20 protein-coding genes are annotated in these 16,766 nt (G+C 63.4%); 9 read left to right on the top strand and 11 right to left on the bottom strand.

The features are described 5' to 3' along the window. Positions 1-225: 225 nt before the first annotated feature. From ftsY to rpoH, 4 genes are all read left to right on the top strand, one after another. Entirely contained in the window at positions 226-1,797 is a 1,572-nt protein-coding gene (gene ftsY / locus SB765_RS06455) for a signal recognition particle-docking protein FtsY (protein ID WP_410931093.1), read from the top strand. A gap of 2 nt (positions 1,798-1,799) precedes the next feature. Next, complete coding sequence (gene ftsE / locus SB765_RS06450; RefSeq protein WP_012274659.1) at positions 1,800-2,471, top strand: cell division ATP-binding protein FtsE; 672 nt, start codon at positions 1,800-1,802, stop codon at positions 2,469-2,471. After that, a complete protein-coding gene (gene ftsX, locus SB765_RS06445) occupies positions 2,468-3,493 on the top strand; it encodes a permease-like cell division protein FtsX (RefSeq protein ID WP_019473971.1) in 1,026 nt (341 codons plus the stop codon). Before ftsE ends, ftsX begins: the two co-directional genes overlap by 4 nt. A gap of 111 nt (positions 3,494-3,604) precedes the next feature. Continuing rightward, entirely contained in the window at positions 3,605-4,459 is an 855-nt protein-coding gene (rpoH, locus tag SB765_RS06440) for an RNA polymerase sigma factor RpoH (protein WP_003249083.1), read from the top strand. 133 nt (positions 4,460-4,592) lie between these two features. Here rpoH and mtgA read toward each other — a convergent pair whose 3' ends face one another. After that, complete coding sequence (gene mtgA, locus SB765_RS06435) at positions 4,593-5,303, bottom strand: monofunctional biosynthetic peptidoglycan transglycosylase (RefSeq protein ID WP_341798935.1); 711 nt, start codon at positions 5,301-5,303, stop codon at positions 4,593-4,595. Between the two features lie 64 nt (positions 5,304-5,367). Here mtgA and SB765_RS06430 point away from each other — a divergent pair, with 64 nt between their 5' ends. From SB765_RS06430 to trmB, 4 genes are all read left to right on the top strand, one after another. Continuing rightward, entirely contained in the window at positions 5,368-5,739 is a 372-nt protein-coding gene (locus SB765_RS06430) for a DUF423 domain-containing protein (protein WP_341797020.1), read from the top strand. A gap of 102 nt (positions 5,740-5,841) precedes the next feature. Then, positions 5,842-6,042, top strand: a complete 201-nt coding sequence (gene thiS, locus SB765_RS06425; protein ID WP_033692437.1) for a sulfur carrier protein ThiS — start codon at positions 5,842-5,844, stop codon at positions 6,040-6,042. A gap of 54 nt (positions 6,043-6,096) precedes the next feature. Next, complete coding sequence (locus SB765_RS06420; protein ID WP_016489647.1) at positions 6,097-6,909, top strand: thiazole synthase; 813 nt, start codon at positions 6,097-6,099, stop codon at positions 6,907-6,909. 9 nt (positions 6,910-6,918) lie between these two features. Beyond that, positions 6,919-7,641 (top strand): tRNA (guanosine(46)-N7)-methyltransferase TrmB, encoded by a 723-nt coding sequence (gene trmB / locus SB765_RS06415; RefSeq protein ID WP_060516925.1) that lies wholly within the window; start codon positions 6,919-6,921, stop codon positions 7,639-7,641. Positions 7,642-8,270: 629 nt separating this feature from the next. Here the strand turns inward: trmB and SB765_RS06410 are convergent. The 9 genes from SB765_RS06410 to SB765_RS06370 all read right to left on the bottom strand — a co-directional run bounded on the left by SB765_RS06410 (position 8,271) and on the right by SB765_RS06370 (position 14,829). Then, positions 8,271-8,597, bottom strand: coding sequence for a DUF3392 domain-containing protein (locus tag SB765_RS06410; protein WP_016502064.1), 327 nt, complete (start codon positions 8,595-8,597; stop codon positions 8,271-8,273). Positions 8,598-8,606: 9 nt separating this feature from the next. Further along, complete coding sequence (gene hemW / locus SB765_RS06405) at positions 8,607-9,782, bottom strand: radical SAM family heme chaperone HemW (protein WP_016502063.1); 1,176 nt, start codon at positions 9,780-9,782, stop codon at positions 8,607-8,609. After that, entirely contained in the window at positions 9,779-10,375 is a 597-nt protein-coding gene (gene rdgB, locus SB765_RS06400) for an RdgB/HAM1 family non-canonical purine NTP pyrophosphatase (RefSeq protein ID WP_341797017.1), read from the bottom strand. Before rdgB ends, hemW begins: the two co-directional genes overlap by 4 nt. Further along, entirely contained in the window at positions 10,372-10,806 is a 435-nt protein-coding gene (locus tag SB765_RS06395; protein WP_341797016.1) for a DUF4426 domain-containing protein, read from the bottom strand. The genes rdgB and SB765_RS06395 overlap by 4 nt, the downstream gene beginning before the upstream one ends. A 22-nt stretch (positions 10,807-10,828) precedes the next feature. Further along, positions 10,829-11,449: a methionine biosynthesis protein MetW gene (gene metW / locus SB765_RS06390; RefSeq protein WP_016502060.1), complete on the bottom strand. Its 621-nt coding sequence runs from the start codon at positions 11,447-11,449 to the stop codon at positions 10,829-10,831. Between the two features lie 7 nt (positions 11,450-11,456). Then, positions 11,457-12,596 carry a homoserine O-succinyltransferase MetX gene (locus tag SB765_RS06385; protein ID WP_341797015.1) on the bottom strand — a complete coding sequence of 380 codons (1,140 nt, stop codon included), beginning with the start codon at positions 12,594-12,596 and terminating at the stop codon, positions 11,457-11,459. Between the two features lie 88 nt (positions 12,597-12,684). After that, positions 12,685-13,275, bottom strand: coding sequence for a YggT family protein (locus SB765_RS06380; RefSeq protein ID WP_016502058.1), 591 nt, complete (start codon positions 13,273-13,275; stop codon positions 12,685-12,687). 10 nt (positions 13,276-13,285) lie between these two features. Beyond that, complete coding sequence (proC, locus tag SB765_RS06375) at positions 13,286-14,104, bottom strand: pyrroline-5-carboxylate reductase (RefSeq protein WP_341797014.1); 819 nt, start codon at positions 14,102-14,104, stop codon at positions 13,286-13,288. 38 nt (positions 14,105-14,142) lie between these two features. Continuing rightward, a complete protein-coding gene (locus SB765_RS06370) occupies positions 14,143-14,829 on the bottom strand; it encodes a YggS family pyridoxal phosphate-dependent enzyme (protein WP_410911008.1) in 687 nt (228 codons plus the stop codon). A 65-nt stretch (positions 14,830-14,894) separates the two neighbouring features. Here SB765_RS06370 and SB765_RS06365 point away from each other — a divergent pair, with 65 nt between their 5' ends. Continuing rightward, positions 14,895-15,893: a type IV pilus twitching motility protein PilT gene (locus tag SB765_RS06365; RefSeq protein ID WP_410931092.1), complete on the top strand. Its 999-nt coding sequence runs from the start codon at positions 14,895-14,897 to the stop codon at positions 15,891-15,893. 111 nt (positions 15,894-16,004) lie between these two features. Here SB765_RS06365 and SB765_RS06360 read toward each other — a convergent pair whose 3' ends face one another. After that, entirely contained in the window at positions 16,005-16,631 is a 627-nt protein-coding gene (locus SB765_RS06360) for a C40 family peptidase (protein WP_341797011.1), read from the bottom strand. Between the last annotated feature and the right edge of the window lie 135 nt (positions 16,632-16,766).

Raw genomic sequence — 16,766 nt, 5'->3', positions numbered from 1 at the left:
TTTAACCTGTTCGGCGGCCCGCTGGGTTTAGCGTCGGCGGGCCAGGAGGTGCTAGGATACTGATCCGGTTGCCTGGCGACCATGCCTGTCGCCGTTCTGGCCCGCAGGACACTAAGACAAAACGTTGCGCATGAACCAGCAGGCTTCAAGATAGTCTGTTCTGCGTAGAGAGAATTCCCGATGGGCCATTGCTGGCTCATCGCTACCCTGAGATAGCCGTCCTCCATGTTTGGTTCCAACGACGACAAGAAAGCGCCGGCCGAGGCTGGCGAGAAGAAAGGCCTGTTCAGCTGGTTTCGCAAGAAGCCGCAGCAACCTGTCGCCGAACAGCCACAAGCCCCAGAGCCGCAGGCTGCAGAGCCTGTAGCGCCGCAGCCCGCCGTCGAGCGCCCTGAAGCTGCTCCGGTCGAGCCGGTGGTTGCAGAAACCCCCGCCCCTGCAACCGAGGCGCCTCGGGCCGCCGAGCCGGCAACTGCCCCAGTGGTTACCCCGGTCCTTGAGCCCGCGCCCACCCCAGTGGCCGCCCCGGTCTTCGAGCCTGCACCCGCCCCAGTCCCGGCCCCCGAGCCTGCGCCGGCTGCAGAGGGTGTCCCGACCCTTCAGCCTGCCCCGGCCCCTGTGGGAGCGGGCGTGCCCGCGAATGCGCAGCCTGCGGCTCCGCAGGTCGAAACCCCTGCGCCGGTAGCTGCTCAAGCCGTCGAACCCCCTGTCAGCAACCTGGTCCTGCCCGTTGCCGAGGAACCTGTCGCTCTCGTCCCAGACCTGGAGCCAAAGGCCCCCCCAGCGATCCCCGAGCGTCAGGTGGCAGAGCCCGTCGCACCAGAGCCCGAGCCAGCTCCCGCAGCCGTCGCAACCGTTACCGAACAAGCCAAACCCGGCTTCTTCGCCCGCCTCAAGCAGGGCCTCTCGAAGACCAGCGCCAGTATCGGCGAGGGCATGGCCAGCCTGTTCCTCGGCAAGAAGGTCATCGACGACGACCTGCTCGACGAAATCGAGACGCGCCTGCTGACCGCCGACGTCGGTGTGGAAGCCACCTCGGCCATCGTCCAGAACCTGACCCAAAAGGTTGCCCGCAAGCAGCTGGCCGACGCCGACGCGCTTTACAAGTCGCTGCAGGAAGAACTGGCCGCGCTGCTGCGCCCGGTCGAGCAACCGCTGAAAGTGCAGGCGCAGACCAAGCCCTATGTGATCCTGGTGGTTGGCGTGAACGGCGCCGGCAAGACCACCACCATCGGCAAGCTGGCGAAAAAGCTGCAGGTGGAAGGCAAGAAAGTCATGCTTGCTGCCGGTGACACCTTCCGTGCCGCCGCGGTCGAGCAGCTGCAGGTGTGGGGCGAGCGTAACCAGATTCCGGTGATCGCCCAGCACACCGGCGCCGACTCCGCGTCGGTGATCTTCGACGCCGTGCAGGCCGCCAAGGCCCGTGGCGCCGACGTGCTGATCGCCGACACTGCCGGCCGCCTGCACACCAAAGACAACTTGATGGAAGAGCTGAAGAAGGTCCGTCGGGTGATCGGCAAGCTCGACGCCGATGCGCCACACGAGGTGCTGCTGGTACTCGACGCCGGCACCGGCCAGAACGCCATCAGCCAGGCCAAGTACTTCAACCAGAGTGTCGAACTGACCGGCCTGGCCCTGACCAAGCTGGACGGCACCGCCAAAGGCGGGGTGATCTTTGCCCTGGCCAAGCAGTTCAACATCCCGATCCGCTTCATCGGTGTTGGTGAAGGCATCGACGACCTGCGTACCTTCGAAGCCGAGCCGTTCGTCAAGGCTCTGTTCGCCGAGCGAGACTGACCATGATCCGATTCGAACAGGTTGCCAAGCGCTATCCCAATGGTCATGTGGGTTTGCATGAGCTGAGTTTCCGGGCGCGCCGGGGCGAATTCCTGTTCGTCACCGGCCATTCGGGCGCCGGCAAGAGCACCTTGCTGCGCTTGTTGCTGGCCATGGAACGCCCGACCAGCGGCAAGCTCATGCTGGCCGGTCAGGACCTGGGCCAGATCAGCAACGCGCAGATCCCGTTCCTGCGTCGGCAGATCGGCGTGGTGTTCCAGAACCACCAGCTGTTGTTCGACCGCACGGTGTTCAACAACATCGCCTTGCCACTGCAGATTCTCGGCTTGTCCAAGGCCGAGATCGCCAAGCGCGTGGATTCGGCGCTGGAGCGTGTGTCGCTGTCCGACAAGGGCGAACTGTTCCCGGCCGACCTGTCCACCGGGCAGCAGCAGCGGGTGGGTATCGCCCGCGCCATCGTGCACCAGCCGGCCCTGCTGCTGGCCGACGAACCCACCGGTAACCTCGACCCGCGCCTGGCAGCAGAGATCATGGGCGTGTTCGAGGACATCAACCGCCTGGGCACCACGGTATTGATCGCCAGCCATGACCTGGCACTGATTGCGCGCATGCGCCACCGCATGCTGACCTTGCAGCGCGGCCGCTTGATCGGCGATGGGGAGGCCGGGCAATGAGCACTATACGTACGCCGAAGGTTTCCGAGCGGGTTGCGCCAAAGCCGGCCGACCCGCAACCGGAGAAGAAAAAGCGCGGCGAGGACGATGACGGCCCGGATTTCCGCACACTGCTGCATGCCTGGCTGGAAAGCCACCGTGCCAGCATGGCCGACAGCCTGCGCCGCCTGGGCAAGCAGCCGATCGGCAGCTTTTTCACCTGCCTGGTGATGGCGGTGGCGCTGAGCATGCCCATGGGCCTGTCGTTGCTGCTGAAGAACGTCGAGCAGCTGGGCGGTTCGTGGCAGCGCGCTGCGCAGATTTCGCTGTACCTCAAGCTCGATGCCGGCAGCCGCGATGGTGAAGCGCTGCGCGACGAGATCAAGGGCATGCCTGGGGTGGCGGACGCGCAATTTGTCAGCCGCGAGCAGGCGCTGGAGGAATTCCAGCAGCAGTCCGGGCTGGGCGAGGCCCTGCGCGAACTGCCCGACAACCCGCTGCCTGGCGTGGTGGTAGTGACCCCGACCGAGGTCGACAAGCCGGCCCTGGACGCCTTGCGTCAGCGCCTGTCGGAGCTGCCACGGGTGGAGGTGGCGCAACTGGACCTGGTGTGGGTCGAGCGCCTGGCGGCCATCCTCAAACTGGGTGACCGCTTCGTCTTCGGCCTGGCCGTGATGCTGATTTCTGCCCTGCTGTTAGTAATCGGTAACACAATTCGTCTACACATTGAAAACCGCCGTGTCGAGATCGAAGTGATCAAGCTGGTAGGCGGCACTGACGCCTACGTGCGCCGGCCTTTCCTGTACATGGGCGCCCTGTATGGCCTGGGTGCGGGCTTGCTGGCGTGGGGTATCCTGGCGTTTGGCCTGAACTGGCTCAACGACGCGGTGGTAGGGCTTTCCGGGCTGTACGGCAGTGACTTCGCCCTGGGCGGGGTGCCGGCGTCCGATGGTCTGTCGCTCTTGATCGGAGCGGTGCTGTTGGGGTATATCGGTGCATGGATTGCCGTCGCTCGTCATCTGAACGAGCTGGCGCCGCGATAGTTTTTACGTGCCAGCATTGACATTTTCTTCACTGCGGAACTTGTACCGTCGTCCCAGGTCAATGTTGGCAGCGCCCACAAGGCGCGAGTTTAGTAAGTCGGAGGTTCTTGAATGACCACATCGTTGCAACCTGCCTATGCCCTGGTACCCGGTGCAAACCTGGAAGCCTATGTGCACACGGTCAACAGCATCCCGCTGCTGACGGTCGAGCAGGAGCGTGATCTGGGCGAGCGTCTCTATTATGAGCAGGATGTCGAGGCCGCTCGTCAAATGGTGATGGCCCACCTGCGTTTCGTCGTACATATCGCCCGCAGCTATGCCGGCTACGGGCTGGCCCAGGCTGACCTGATCCAGGAAGGCAACGTCGGCCTGATGAAGGCCGTCAAGCGCTTCAACCCGGAAATGGGCGTGCGCCTGGTGTCGTTCGCCGTACACTGGATCAAGGCAGAGATCCACGAGTTCATTCTGCGCAACTGGCGCATCGTCAAGGTGGCCACCACCAAGGCCCAGCGCAAGCTGTTCTTCAACCTGCGCAGCCAGAAGAAGCGCTTGGCGTGGCTGAACAACGACGAAGTGCATCGCGTGGCAGAAAGCCTTGGCGTCGAACCGCGTGAAGTGCGTGAGATGGAAAGCCGTCTGAGTGGCCAGGACATGGCCTTCGACCCGGCAGCGGAAGCTGACGACGACAGCGCCTTCCAGTCGCCTGCGCATTATCTGGAAGACCACCGTTACGACCCGGCGGTGCAGTTGGAGGATGCCGACTGGAGCGATAACTCCACCAGCAACCTGCACGAAGCGCTGCAAGGGCTGGACGAGCGTAGCCGCGATATTCTCTATCAGCGCTGGTTGGCGGAAGAGAAGGCCACGCTGCATGAGCTGGCAGACAAGTACAGCGTATCGGCTGAGCGGATTCGCCAGCTGGAGAAAAATGCGATGAACAAGGTCAAGGCATTGATCGCAGCCTGATCGAGCCTTGGTTGTAGAGAAGCCGCTGGCCCCGATGGGGCGAGCGGCTTTTTTGTGCACGGCGTGAATGTTGTGACGCCCGAGAGATCGAGCGCCGCCCGCGCGGCGCTCGATTTGCGCATCACCGCAAAATTCAAAGCTTGCGCGAAGTATCGAGCTGCATCAGGTAACCGGGCCCACCCAACTGGCTCATCTGCCGGCGAATCCACCCCGCCCGGCTAGCCACATAGGCACTTGGCCGGCTGGCACTCCACTTGATCGGGCTTGGCAGCACTGCGGCCAGTTGTGCGGCCTGCTGGCGGCTGAGCCGACTGGCATCGACACCAAAGTGATAACGCGCCGCTGCCTGGGCGCCAAATACGCCTTTGCCCCATTCGGCACTGTTCAGGTAAACCTCAAGAATCCGCTCCTTGGACCAGAACAGCTCGATCAGGGCCGTGAACCAGGCCTCCAGCCCTTTACGGAACCAGCTGCGCCCGGACCACAGGAACAGGTTCTTGGCCACTTGCTGGGTCAGGGTGCTGGCACCGCGAACATTGCCGCCGCGCTCGTTGTAGGCCAGCGCCGCCTGGATAGCCGGGATGTCGAACCCCCAGTGGCTGGCGAACTTCTGGTCCTCGCCGGCGATGACGGCAACCTTCAGCTCATCGGAGATGTTCTCCCACGGCTCCCAGTCGCGCTGCAGATCGATGGATTCTCCATTCACCCAAGACTGCACCTTGCGCTCGACCATCAGGGCCGTGCCGGGTGGTGGCACCCAGCGGAACACCAGTACCAGCACAATGCTGCCGGCAGCAAACCATAGCAGGGCACGGGAGAGGCGGCGGAGAAGGGTTGGCAGCATGGCGATGGCTTGGCCGTACGGGTGGAAGGGGCCATTATACAGACCCGATACAAGGAGTCGTCCCATGCTTCGCAGCTTCCTGATGCTTGCCGCCTTTTTCGGCTTTACCGGGGTCGCCCTGGGTGCCTTCGCTGCCCACGGCCTGAAAAGCCGGCTGACGGCAGACTACCTGGCGATCTTCCACACGGGCGTGACCTACCAGCTGGTGCATGCCTTGGCGATCTTCGCCGTCGCCGTGCTCTCGGTACACCTGCCCGGGCGCCTGGTCGGCTGGGCTGGCGGCCTGTTTGCCTTAGGCATCGTGCTGTTCTCCGGCAGCCTGTACCTGCTGACCCTCAGCGGCCTCGGCAAGCTGGGCATCATCACGCCGATCGGCGGCCTGTGCTTCCTGGCCGGCTGGCTGTGCCTGGGCCTGGCAGCCTGGCGGCTGGGCTGACCGAGTGGTCCACAATCGCGACTAATGGCGTGCACCGGCCTTGGGTTGCAGGTGGGTTCGGCGCTAGAATGCGGGCCCCAAAGAACAATGGTGGCCGTGCGCATGCGCATTCAACTGAACGGTGAACCTTACGAACTGCCTGCTGGCGAAAGCGTTGCAGCCCTGCTGACGCGCCTGGAACTGACCGGGCGCCGTGTGGCAGTAGAGCTGAACCTGGATATCGTGCCGCGTAGCCAGCACGACAGCACGCTGCTGAACGACGGCGACCAGGTCGAAGTGGTCCACGCCATCGGTGGTGGCTGACAGCAGCCCGGCGGTTTACAAGCAAGCCCAGCAACCTATTCCCGAGGAACAACGATGAGCAACGTTCGTAGCGACAAGCCCTTCACCCTGGCCGGGCGTACTTTCCAGTCGCGCCTGCTGGTCGGCACCGGCAAGTACCGTGACATGGAAGAAACCCGCCTGGCCACCGAGGCCTCGGGTGCCGAAATCGTCACCGTCGCCGTACGCCGCACCAACCTTGGCCAGAATGCGGGCGAGCCGAACCTGCTCGACGTACTGTCGCCCGACAAGTACACCATCCTGCCGAACACCGCAGGCTGCTTTGACGCGGTGGAAGCGGTGCGCACCTGCCGTCTGGCTCGTGAACTGCTGGACGGGCGCAAGTCGCACGAATCCCGCACGCTGGTGAAACTGGAAGTGCTGGCCGACCAGAAAACCCTGTTCCCCAACGTGATCGAAACCCTCAAGGCCGCCGAAGTGCTGGTCAAGGAAGGTTTCGACGTAATGGTGTACACCAGCGACGACCCGATCATCGCCCGTCAGCTGGCCGAAGCCGGCTGCATCGCGGTCATGCCGCTGGCTGGCCTGATTGGCACCGGCCTGGGCATCTGCAACCCCTACAACCTGCAGATCATCCTGGAAGAATCCAAGGTGCCGGTGCTGGTCGATGCCGGCGTAGGTACCGCTTCTGACGCCACCATCGCCATGGAAATGGGCTGCGAGGCAGTGCTGATGAACTCGGCCATCGCCCACGCCCAGCAGCCGGTGCTGATGGCCGAAGCCATGAAGCACGCCATCGTCGCCGGTCGCATGGCCTACCTGGCCGGCCGTATGCCGAAGAAACTCTATGCCAGCGCCTCTTCGCCGCTGGATGGTCTGATCAAGTAAGAGCTCCTGATGACTGAATCGCACGATACGCCGATCACCCCCGACGGCGAAGCCCGCCCACACCGCCGCATCAAGAGCTTCGTGATGCGCGCCGGGCGCATGACCGAAGGCCAGCAACGCGGCCTGGACCAGGGCGGCCCGCTGTACATCCTGCCGCTGGCCGACAGCCCGGTGGACTACGACCAGGTGTTCGGCCGTTCGGCACCCCGCACCCTGGAGATCGGCTTCGGCATGGGCCATTCCCTGCTGGAAATGGCGGCTGCCGCGCCTGAGCAGGACTTCATCGGTGTGGAAGTGCACCGCCCGGGTGTCGGCGCGCTGCTCAACGGCGTACTGACTCAGGGCCTGAAGAACCTGCGGGTGTACGACTGCGATGCCATCGAAGTGCTGAACCGCTGTGTGGCGGACAACAGCCTCGACCGCCTGATGCTGTTCTTCCCAGACCCTTGGCACAAGGCGCGCCACCACAAGCGCCGCATCGTCCAGCTGGAGTTTGCCGAGCTGGTACGTCGCAAGCTCAAGCCCGGTGGCGTGTTCCACATGGCCACCGACTGGGAGCCGTATGCCGAGTACATGCTGGAAGTGATGAGCGCCGCCCCGGGCTATCGCAACCGTGCAGCCGACGGCACCTACGTGCCACGCCCGGAAGAGCGCCCGATCACCAAGTTCGAACGCCGCGGCGAGCGGCTGGGGCATGGGGTATGGGACTTGAAGTTCGAGAAGGCGGATTGATCGGCTGATCTGGCCTTTCGATGTGCTGGTGCTTGCAGAAATGCGGGCGAAAAAAACCGCCTTGAGAAAGGCGGTTTTTTTGTGAGCGACAGGACTGAGTATCCTTCGCTCTGGGACTTCACCGAAAACGTCCCCACAGTCAGGGGATCATAAGCAGCCAAAAAGGGCGCGTCAACGATCAGAAATATCCAGCATCACGTGTGTCTGCGCGGTTAACAGCTTTGATTGCGCATCCCAATTATCATCGTGTTGCTCCTGTGGGGAAAAATTCGGTGATGGGTCGGGTAGGAGAAGAATTCTGCTTTCCGGCCCCTTCGACACGGCCTGAGAACCGTGCCGGTAACTGACTTCGAAGGGCCATTAACCTGGCCACTTCACCGAACACGTCCCCAGAGTTTTCGAAGGCATCGAAGTGCCGGTTAGATGCTGGAAGATTGGCCCGCCAACACGGAGGCCAAGGCATATGAAGCGTTTGCTTGATGCGCTGAGCCGCGTCTGGAAGCTCATTCGGATCTTGATTGTGCTCAAGACCGTTCGGGACTTCATGCGTGACCACTTCGATGATGCCCGTTAAGGGCTAGTCAGGTGGTAGGGCTGCCCTGGTTTCCCGGGGCAGCTTTTTGCAACCCTTACCCTCGGCGATCAGCCACCACACCAATCAACACCAGCACCACCAGCAACACCGGCGCCAGCGCGTAGTTGTTGAACTGGCCCAGCCCCTTCACCACCCACGGCGTGGCGTAGATCAGTGCCGCACCGCTGCCCACCATCACCATCAGCGCCATGAACGGCACCCGCAGTGCACCCGCCAGGCCACCGAGGCGTTGTTCGGCCCAGGCTTTGACATCGCTGCCGAACAGCACCAGCAGGCAGCCTACCAAGGCCAGGGAAATCTCCGACAGATTGCCGCGGCTCCAGCGGGAAACCGTCGCGAGTAGATCAAGTACCAGATCCATGGGTCATCCTTAGGTCAAGAAATACTGCAGCAGGTCGTTGAGGAACAACTGGCCCCTTGGCGTGGCTACCAGTCGATCCGGTTCGACCTGTAAAAGGCCTTTTTGTTCGGCGGCGCGGCGTGCCTCGCGCAGTTGTGCAAGCGGCAAACCAGTGCGCTGGGTGAACAGTTCGGCTTCCACGCCATCGGTCAGGCGCAAGGCGTTCATCAGGAACTCGAACGGCAGCTCGTCGACCGGCAGCAGCTTCTCGCCGGCCTTGAACGGCTTGGCCAGGTTCAGGTAGTCCTTGGGCAGGCGGGTTTTCCAGGTGCGCAGGATGCGGCCGTCGGCGAAGGTCAGCTTGCCGTGTGCACCGGCACCAATGCCGATGAAGTCGCCAAAGCGCCAGTAGTTGAGGTTGTGCCGCGCGGCGCGGTCCGCCTGGGCATAGGCCGAAACCTCATACTGGCGGAACCCGTGCTCGGCCATCAGTGCCTGGCCCGCCTCCTGGATGTCCCAGAGGATGTCGTCCTCGGGCAGCTCTGGCGGCTGGTTCCAGAACACCGTGTTCGGTTCCACTGTCAGCTGGTACCACGACAGGTGCGTCGGCCCCAGGTCGATGGCCTGGCGCAGGTCACCCAGCGCGTCATCCAGCGACTGGTCGGGCAGGCCGTGCATCAGGTCCATGTTGAAGTTGTCGAAGCCGGCAGCACGCGCCATGCCGGCAGCACGGACCGCTTCGTCACCATTGTGGATGCGTCCCAGCGCCTCCAGCTTGGCTGGCTGGAAGCTCTGTACGCCGATGGACAGGCGGTTGATGCCGGTTTGCCGGTAGGCCTTGAACTTGTCCTGCTCGAAGGTACCCGGGTTGGCCTCCAGGGTGATTTCGATGTCTGGCGCGAACGGGATGCGTTGTTCCACGCCGCGCAGCAGCCGCCCCAGGGCGTTGGCACTGAACAGGCTGGGTGTACCGCCACCAAAGAAGATCGAGCTGATCGGGCGGCCCTGTACGGCGGCCAGCTCCTGGTCAAGGTCGTCCAGCAGGGCCGAGACGTAGGCGTCTTCCGGCAGCTCAGGCCCGGCAGCGTGGGAGTTGAAGTCGCAGTAAGGGCATTTGCGTACGCACCACGGGATGTGGATGTACAGCGCCAGCGGCGGCAGGCTGGTAAAGGCCGCCGCGCCGGGAGAGGACAGCATTTCGATCATGCCAGGCCCAGACGTTGGCGCAGCAGGGCCATGGCACGGGCGCGGTGGCTGAGCTGGTTTTTATCTGCCGGGGCCAGGTCGGCGCTGGAGCAGTTGCGCTCCGGTACCCAGAACAGCGGGTCGTAGCCGAAACCGTGCTCGCCGCTGGCTTCGAACAGGATGCTGCCGTGCCACAGGCCTTCGCATAGGATCGGCAACGGGTCGTCGGCATGGCGCACCAGCGCCAGGACGCAGACGAACTGCGCGCCGCGCTCGCCTTCGGGCACGTCTTTCAGGGCCTCGAGCAGCTTGGCGTTGTTCGCTGCGTCACCCTGGCCGTCGGCATAGCGTGCCGAGTAGATACCCGGCGCACCACCGAGGAAGTCCACGGCCAGGCCGGAATCGTCGGCCAAGGCGGGCAGCCCGGAAATACGCGCGGCGTTGCGTGCCTTGAGGATGGCGTTCTCGACAAACGACAGGCCGGTTTCTTCCGGCTCGACCTGGCTGAACTCGCCAATCGAGCGCAGCTGCACGGACTGGCCGAGCATGGCCTGGAGTTCCTTGAGTTTGCCGGCGTTATGGCTGGCCAATACGAGTTGCTGGAAATTCATCATTCGCCTGGGAACACTTCCTGGTTGAAGCTGAGGGAGTTACTGATGCCGCCTGTTTCGATGTTCAGGTCGAAAGTGACGGTTTCTGGCTGGTCGATCTTGAACTGGGCGATGTAGTACACCGCGCCCTGTTCGGTAACCTGCTTGAACGACAGCGGGCTGCTGCGCCCGGTCAGGTCCTTGACGGTGCCGCTGACCACCGCCATGGCAGGTTTGTCGGCCTTGAGCACGGTAATGTTGAGCACGCCCTGATTCTTGCTGCGTATCAGCCCGGTGGCTGCGGCCACCTTGGGTGTAAGCATGCTCGACGTGAATGCGCTGTAATGCACCGTCACGTCGCCAAACACTTCCTTGCGCTCGGGCCGGGCGGCATCGGCAGCCAGTACCGGCAATGCCAGGCACAGGCTGATCAGGAACAGGGCTAGGCGACGCATGGGGCAATTCCTCCGGTGGGCGTCAGACAGCGAGCTGGTGCTCTGGCAGGCCCGGGCTGCTGACGCGGTAGATGCCGATCTCACCTAGAAGATTAGGCCAAAGCCGGCCACCCCACCCGTTGCGGTGCAAGTGGTCGACGGCCAGGCGGTCAAGCACCTTGGCCCTGCGTTCGTGCACCAGCTCCTCGAAGTCGGCGAAGGTGCAGAAGTGGATGTTCGGCGTGTTGTACCAGGTATACGGCATGAAGTCCGATACCGGCATGCGGCCTTTGGTCGCCAGGTACCAGCGGCAGCGCCAGTGGCCGAAGTTGGGGAAGGTGATGATGCACTGGCGGCCCACACGCAGCATCTCGTCGAGGATGCGGTCGGGGTACTCCACGGCCTGCAGGGCCTGGGTCATGATCACTACGTCGAAACTGTTGCTGGCGAAGTTGCCCAGGCCCTTGTCCAGGTCCTGCTCGATGACGTTGACGCCTTTGGCCACGCAGGCGGCAATGTTGTCGGCGTCGATCTCCAGGCCATAGCCGGTGACCTGCTTGCGGTCACGCAGCGAGGCCAGCAGTTCGCCGCTGCCGCAGCCCAGGTCGAGTACCCGGCTGCCGGCGGGGATCCAGTCGTGGATGATTTCCAGATCGGCTCTCATGCTGTCCTCAGATGGCAATGCGGTTCATGTAGTTCGAGAAACCCTGGATGTAGCGAGGCGTGGGTATCAGGAAGGCATCGTGCCCGTAAGGCGATTCGATCTCCAGGTAGCAGACGTTCTTGCGCGCAGCCATCAGGGCGTCGACGATCTCGCGCGAGCGGGCCGGCGAGAAGCGCCAGTCGGTGGTGAACGACATGATGCAGTAATCCGCCTTCACGTGAGCCAGGGTGGCAGCCAGGTCACCGCCTTGAGCTGCGGCCGGGTCGAAGTAGTCCAGCGCCTTGGTCATCAGCAAGTAGGTGTTGGCGTCGAAACGGCCAGAAAACTCCTCGCCCTGGTAGCGCAGGTAGCTTTCGACCTGGAACTCGACGCTGTGGAAGTCGTAGTTGAGCTTGTCGCTTTTCAGTTCACGGCCAAATTTCTCACCCATCGAGTCGTCGGACAGGTAGGTGATGTGACCGACCATGCGTGCCAGCATCAGGCCGCGCTTGGGAATCACACCCTGATCCTGGAACGAACCCCCATGGAATTCGGGGTCGGTGAGGATTGCCTGGCGAGCTACTTCGTTGAAGGCGATGTTCTGCGCCGACAGCTTGGGTGCCGAGGCGATGTCGACGCAATGGCGCACACGCTCCGGGTAGCTGATGGTCCATTGCAGGGCCTGCATGCCGCCCAGGCTGCCGCCGACGACAGCGGCCCATTGCTGGATGCCCAGGCGCTCGCCCAGGCGCACTTGGCTGTGTACCCAGTCCTCTACGGTCAACACCGGGAAGTCGGCGCCATAAGGCTTGCCGGTGGCCGGGTTCACGCTGCTGGGGCCGGTGCTGCCGTTGCAGCCGCCGAGGTTGTTCAGGCTGACCACGAAGAAGCGGTTGGTGTCGATCGGTTTGCCAGGGCCGATGCAGCTGTCCCACCATCCCGGTTTGCGGTCGGTGGCGGCATGGTAGCCGGCGGCATGGTGGTGGCCGGACAGGGCATGGCAGATCAGCACGGCGTTGCTCGCGCTGGCGTTCAGGGTGCCATAGGTCTCGTAGACCAGCTCGTAACTGGCCAGGGAGCGGCCACAAGCCAGTGCCAGCGGTTCATCGAACCGGGCGGTTTGCGGTACTACCAGACCGACGGAATCTTCGGGAAAGACAGTGGACATCGACCCTGCTCACGCTTGACGGAGGCGTAAGTCTAAAGAGCGCTACCCCCAGCGGCAAGCAAAGGCTTGCCGCTGGAAGCAACCAGGGTCAGATCATGCGCCACAGTTCTTGTGGCATGCCTGCGTAGGCGGCCAGCGGGGGCATGACGAACGATTGGATCACCTGGATCGCCAGGAAGGCGAAGATCGGCGAGATGTCCATGCCGCCCAGGTTGGGCACGAGGCGGCGGAACGGTGCCAGCACCGGCTCGCTGATCTGATAGGCCAGCTCGGCGGCCGGGTTGTGGCTGTTGGGGGCAACCCAGGAGACGATGACCATGACAATCATCGCCACCCAGAAAATCTTCAGGAACAGCGAGGTGATGCCGATGATCGCCCACATCAGCAGGTGCAGGACGTCACCGAAGGTGCCGTAGGTGACCATCAGCACGAAGCCCATCAGCAGGGCCTGGATGATGACCGCCAGCAGCAGCGACGAGGTGTCCAGCCCACCGATGCTGGGGATGATCCGGCGGATTGGCTTGAGCAGCGGCTGCGTGGCGCGCACTGCGAACTGGCACAGCGGGTTATAGAAGTTGGCTTTGACCAGTTGCAGGACAAAACGCAGCAGGACGATCACCAGGTAGAGGCTGACCAGGGTTTGCACCACGAAGATCGCGGCGCCGGACAGTGCATTCATCTAAAGCTCCTTATTTGCCCAGTTGTTCGGCCAGTTCGGCGGAGCGCGTGGCCGCAGCCTGCAGCGCCTGCTCGACGATGGCTTCGAAGCCGCTGGCCTGGAACGATTTGATCGCAGCTTCGGTGGTGCCGGCGGGCGAGGTGACGCGGCGGCGCAGCTCGGCGGCATCGACATCGCTGGCAACCGCCATGCGGGCAGCGCCAAGGGCGGTCTGCAAGGTCAGCCGGGAAGCGGTTTCACGTGGCAGGCCGAGCTTTTCGCCTGCTGCGGTCATGGCCTCGATCAGCAGGAAGAAGTACGCAGGGCCGCTGCCGGACACTGCGGTCACGGCGTCCAGTTGTTGTTCCTGATCCAGCCACAGGGCCGTGCCGACGGCCGACAGCAGTTGTTCGGCCTGCTGGCGCTGCGTGTCGGACACTTCAGCGGTTGCGTATAGGCCGCTTACGCCCTGGCGCAGCAGCGCAGGGGTATTGGGCATGCAGCGCACCACCGGGCGAGCGCCCAGCCAGCTTTGCAGGCTGGCACAGGTGATGCCGGCGGCGATGGAAACGATCAGTTGGCCATCCTGCAGGTTGGGTTGCAGGGCCTGGCACACGGCTTTCATGACCTGCGGCTTGACCGCCAGGACGATGACGTCGGCGCCGTCGATGGCCTGGGCGTTGTTCTCGAACGTTTCGATGCCGTGCTCGGCCTGGATGCGGGTGCGGGTCTCGGCGCCCGGGTCGCTGGCGCGGATCTGCGAGGCGTCCAGGCCCTGGGCACGCAAACCACCGATCAGGCTGGCGGCCATGTTGCCGGCGCCGATAAAGGCAATACGTGTCTTGCTCATGTCAGGTCCTTGTGGGGAAGAGTGAGTAAAGCATGGAGTCAGTTTTGGCCGTAGTCGCGGGCACCGAACAGGGCGGTGCCGATGCGTACCCAGGTCGCACCCTGTGCGATAGCCGCTTCCAGGTCGTGGCTCATGCCCATGGACAGGGTGTCCAGGCCAAGGCCCAGGCTTTCCTGCAACTGGCGCAAGCGGGCGAAGGAAGCTTCCTGGGCGGCGCGGTCGTCGGTGGGCTCGGGGATTGCCATCAACCCGCGCAAGCGCAGGTTGGGCAGCCCGGCTACGGCCTTGGCCAGGGCCGGAAGGTCGGCGGGGGCGCAGCCAGACTTGCTGACTTCGCCGCTCACGTTCACTTGCAGGCAGAGGTTCAGTGGCGCCAGGCCGGCAGGGCGCTGCTCGGACAGGCGTTGGGCAATTTTCAGGCGGTCCACGGAATGCACCCAGTCGAAATGCTCGGCGATGGCTTTGGTCTTGTTCGACTGAATGGGGCCGATGAAGTGCCAGATCAAGGGCAGGTCGCTTAGCTCCTGCTGCTTTGTCAGCGCTTCCTGTAGGTAGTTTTCCCCGACATCGCGCACGCCAGCGGCGTGGATTTCGCGAATGGCACTGGCGGGCTTGGTCTTGCTCACGGCCAGCAACTGAACGCTGGCCGGATCGCGCCCGGCAGCCTGGGCAGCGCTGGCGATACGGGCGGAAATAGCGGAAAGGTTGTCTGCTAGGGTGGACATGGACGGATGCCGGCGGCTGTAGGGTCTGCGGCATTCTACCTACTTGAAGGCCTTTGGGGAGTCTCATGGATGTGACCGACCTGTTGGCCCGGGCCGTGGATGCGGGGGCTTCGGACCTGCACCTGGCGGCGGGCCAGATCCCGATGCTGCGCCTTGAGGGTGACTTGCAACGCATGAATTTGCCGGCTCTGGTGCCGGCAGACCTGGCCGAAGGCATGGCGCCCTTGCTGGCTGAACACCAACGGCGGCAATGGGCCCAGGGCGATGAGCTGGACCTGGCGCTGGAGTTGCCTGCGCTTGGCCGCTTTCGGCTGAACCTGTTTCGCCAACTGAACGGCCCTGGGGCTACCTTCCGGCTGATTCCGGGGCGGATCGCCACGCTGGATGAGCTCGACTTGGGGGATGTGTATCAAGCTGTTGCGCAATGCACTGATGGCCTGATTCTGGTCGGTGGGCCTACCGGCAGTGGCAAGTCCAGCACCCTGGCGACGTTGATCGACCAGCTGAACCGCGAACGGGCGCTGCACATCATCACCCTAGAAGACCCGGTCGAAGTTATCCATAGCAGCCAGCGCAGCCTGATCAACCAGCGTGAGATTGGCCGCCATAGCTGCGACTTCGCCCAGGGGCTGCGCAGTGCGCTGCGCCAGGACCCGGATGTGATCATGATCGGTGAGCTACGTGACCTGGAAAGCGTTCGCCTGGCCTTGCGCGCAGCCGAGACCGGGCACCTGGTGCTGGCGACCGTGCATACGCGATCGGCGGCCAGCAGCGTTGACCGGTTGGTGGAGGTGTTTGCTGCCGAGGAAAAGCCCTTGGTGCGAGCGATGTTGGCCGAGTCGTTGCGCCTTGTAGTGGCGCAGGTACTGGTCAGGCGTGTGGGCGGTGGGCGGGTGGCGGCGCGGGAAGTGCTGGTGGCGACGCCGGCGGTGCGCAACCTGGTGCGGGAGGGGCGAATGGCGCAGTTGTGTTCGGTGATGCAGGGCGGGGCGGCGCAGGGGATGCGGACGATGGATGGGGCGATGCGGGAGCTTAAGGAGAGCGGACTGATCAGAGGGTTATAGTGCCTGCTCAGGCCTCTTCGCGGGCACGCCCGCTCCCACAGGTACGGCACAGGGTTCGAAGGCTGTGCTGTACCTGTGGGAGCGGGCGTGCCCGCGACGAGGCCGGACCTGTTAGCGCTTGGCCAGGTTCAGCTGCTGCTGTTCCTTCGGCAGCACCCGCTTGGCCACTACGTAGTGTTTTTGCCAGTAGGGCTTGCTCAGGTTGTCGATGCTTACCCGCTTGCCACGCCGTGGTGCGTGGATGAAGCGGTCGTTGCCCAGGTAGATGGCAACATGGTTCACCCGGCGGCTCTTGATGTTGAAGAAAATCAGGTCGCCAGGCTTGAGGTCACCCTTGGCCACCTTGACGCCGTGGCCCTGGGCCATGGCATTGGAGGTGCGCGGCAGGTCGACGTCGGCGACATCGTTGAAGGCGTATTTCACCAGCCCGCTGCAGTCAAAGCCTTTTTTCGGGCTGCTGCCACCCCAAACGTAAGGGGTACCGAGCACATTCACGGCACGGCTGAGCACATCGCTGCTCTGCTTCGGCGACATGGCAGCCACTGGCAAGCCGCGGTTGCTGGCGGCATTGCTCGGGCGTGCGCGTAGTGCGGTCTGCTTGACCGGCGCGTGTTTCACCGAGGCATTGGTGGTATAGCCGGTGAAACCATTGGGAAGACGTTGCTCACGATTGGTGGCGTGGGCGGCCAGGGGCAATAATAGGCAGAGGGTCAGCCATGTCTTGATCAAAGGCGGCATAGATGAAGCTCTTATGAATAGTTATGTGTTGGGCGCGCAACTTTATAACAGCTTTTTGATCAATCTTTGATCCGTTGGTCGATTGCCCAGGTGCCGTACGTCGGCCTGCGACGAGAAAGTCACATTTTTTTTTAG

It is taken from the genome of Pseudomonas sp. SIMBA_067, from assembly GCF_046534675.1.
Lineage (GTDB): Bacteria > Pseudomonadota > Gammaproteobacteria > Pseudomonadales > Pseudomonadaceae > Aquipseudomonas > Aquipseudomonas putida.
Note: the sequence above shows the minus strand (reverse complement) of the source record. Positions and strands in the feature narration are given on the sequence as shown.

Coding starts and splice junctions, on each gene's coding strand:
- ftsY (WP_410931093.1), top strand. CDS start 226: ATGTTTGGTTCCAACGACGACAAGAAAGCGCCGGCCGAGGCTGGCGAG.
- ftsE (WP_012274659.1), top strand. CDS start 1,800: ATGATCCGATTCGAACAGGTTGCCAAGCGCTATCCCAATGGTCATGTG.
- ftsX (WP_019473971.1), top strand. CDS start 2,468: ATGAGCACTATACGTACGCCGAAGGTTTCCGAGCGGGTTGCGCCAAAG.
- rpoH (WP_003249083.1), top strand. CDS start 3,605: ATGACCACATCGTTGCAACCTGCCTATGCCCTGGTACCCGGTGCAAAC.
- mtgA (WP_341798935.1), bottom strand. CDS start 5,303: ATGCTGCCAACCCTTCTCCGCCGCCTCTCCCGTGCCCTGCTATGGTTT.
- SB765_RS06430 (WP_341797020.1), top strand. CDS start 5,368: ATGCTTCGCAGCTTCCTGATGCTTGCCGCCTTTTTCGGCTTTACCGGG.
- thiS (WP_033692437.1), top strand. CDS start 5,842: ATGCGCATTCAACTGAACGGTGAACCTTACGAACTGCCTGCTGGCGAA.
- SB765_RS06420 (WP_016489647.1), top strand. CDS start 6,097: ATGAGCAACGTTCGTAGCGACAAGCCCTTCACCCTGGCCGGGCGTACT.
- trmB (WP_060516925.1), top strand. CDS start 6,919: ATGACTGAATCGCACGATACGCCGATCACCCCCGACGGCGAAGCCCGC.
- SB765_RS06410 (WP_016502064.1), bottom strand. CDS start 8,597: ATGGATCTGGTACTTGATCTACTCGCGACGGTTTCCCGCTGGAGCCGC.
- hemW (WP_016502063.1), bottom strand. CDS start 9,782: ATGATCGAAATGCTGTCCTCTCCCGGCGCGGCGGCCTTTACCAGCCTG.
- rdgB (WP_341797017.1), bottom strand. CDS start 10,375: ATGATGAATTTCCAGCAACTCGTATTGGCCAGCCATAACGCCGGCAAA.
- SB765_RS06395 (WP_341797016.1), bottom strand. CDS start 10,806: ATGCGTCGCCTAGCCCTGTTCCTGATCAGCCTGTGCCTGGCATTGCCG.
- metW (WP_016502060.1), bottom strand. CDS start 11,449: ATGAGAGCCGATCTGGAAATCATCCACGACTGGATCCCCGCCGGCAGC.
- SB765_RS06385 (WP_341797015.1), bottom strand. CDS start 12,596: ATGTCCACTGTCTTTCCCGAAGATTCCGTCGGTCTGGTAGTACCGCAA.
- SB765_RS06380 (WP_016502058.1), bottom strand. CDS start 13,275: ATGAATGCACTGTCCGGCGCCGCGATCTTCGTGGTGCAAACCCTGGTC.
- proC (WP_341797014.1), bottom strand. CDS start 14,104: ATGAGCAAGACACGTATTGCCTTTATCGGCGCCGGCAACATGGCCGCC.
- SB765_RS06370 (WP_410911008.1), bottom strand. CDS start 14,829: ATGTCCACCCTAGCAGACAACCTTTCCGCTATTTCCGCCCGTATCGCC.
- SB765_RS06365 (WP_410931092.1), top strand. CDS start 14,895: ATGGATGTGACCGACCTGTTGGCCCGGGCCGTGGATGCGGGGGCTTCG.
- SB765_RS06360 (WP_341797011.1), bottom strand. CDS start 16,631: ATGCCGCCTTTGATCAAGACATGGCTGACCCTCTGCCTATTATTGCCC.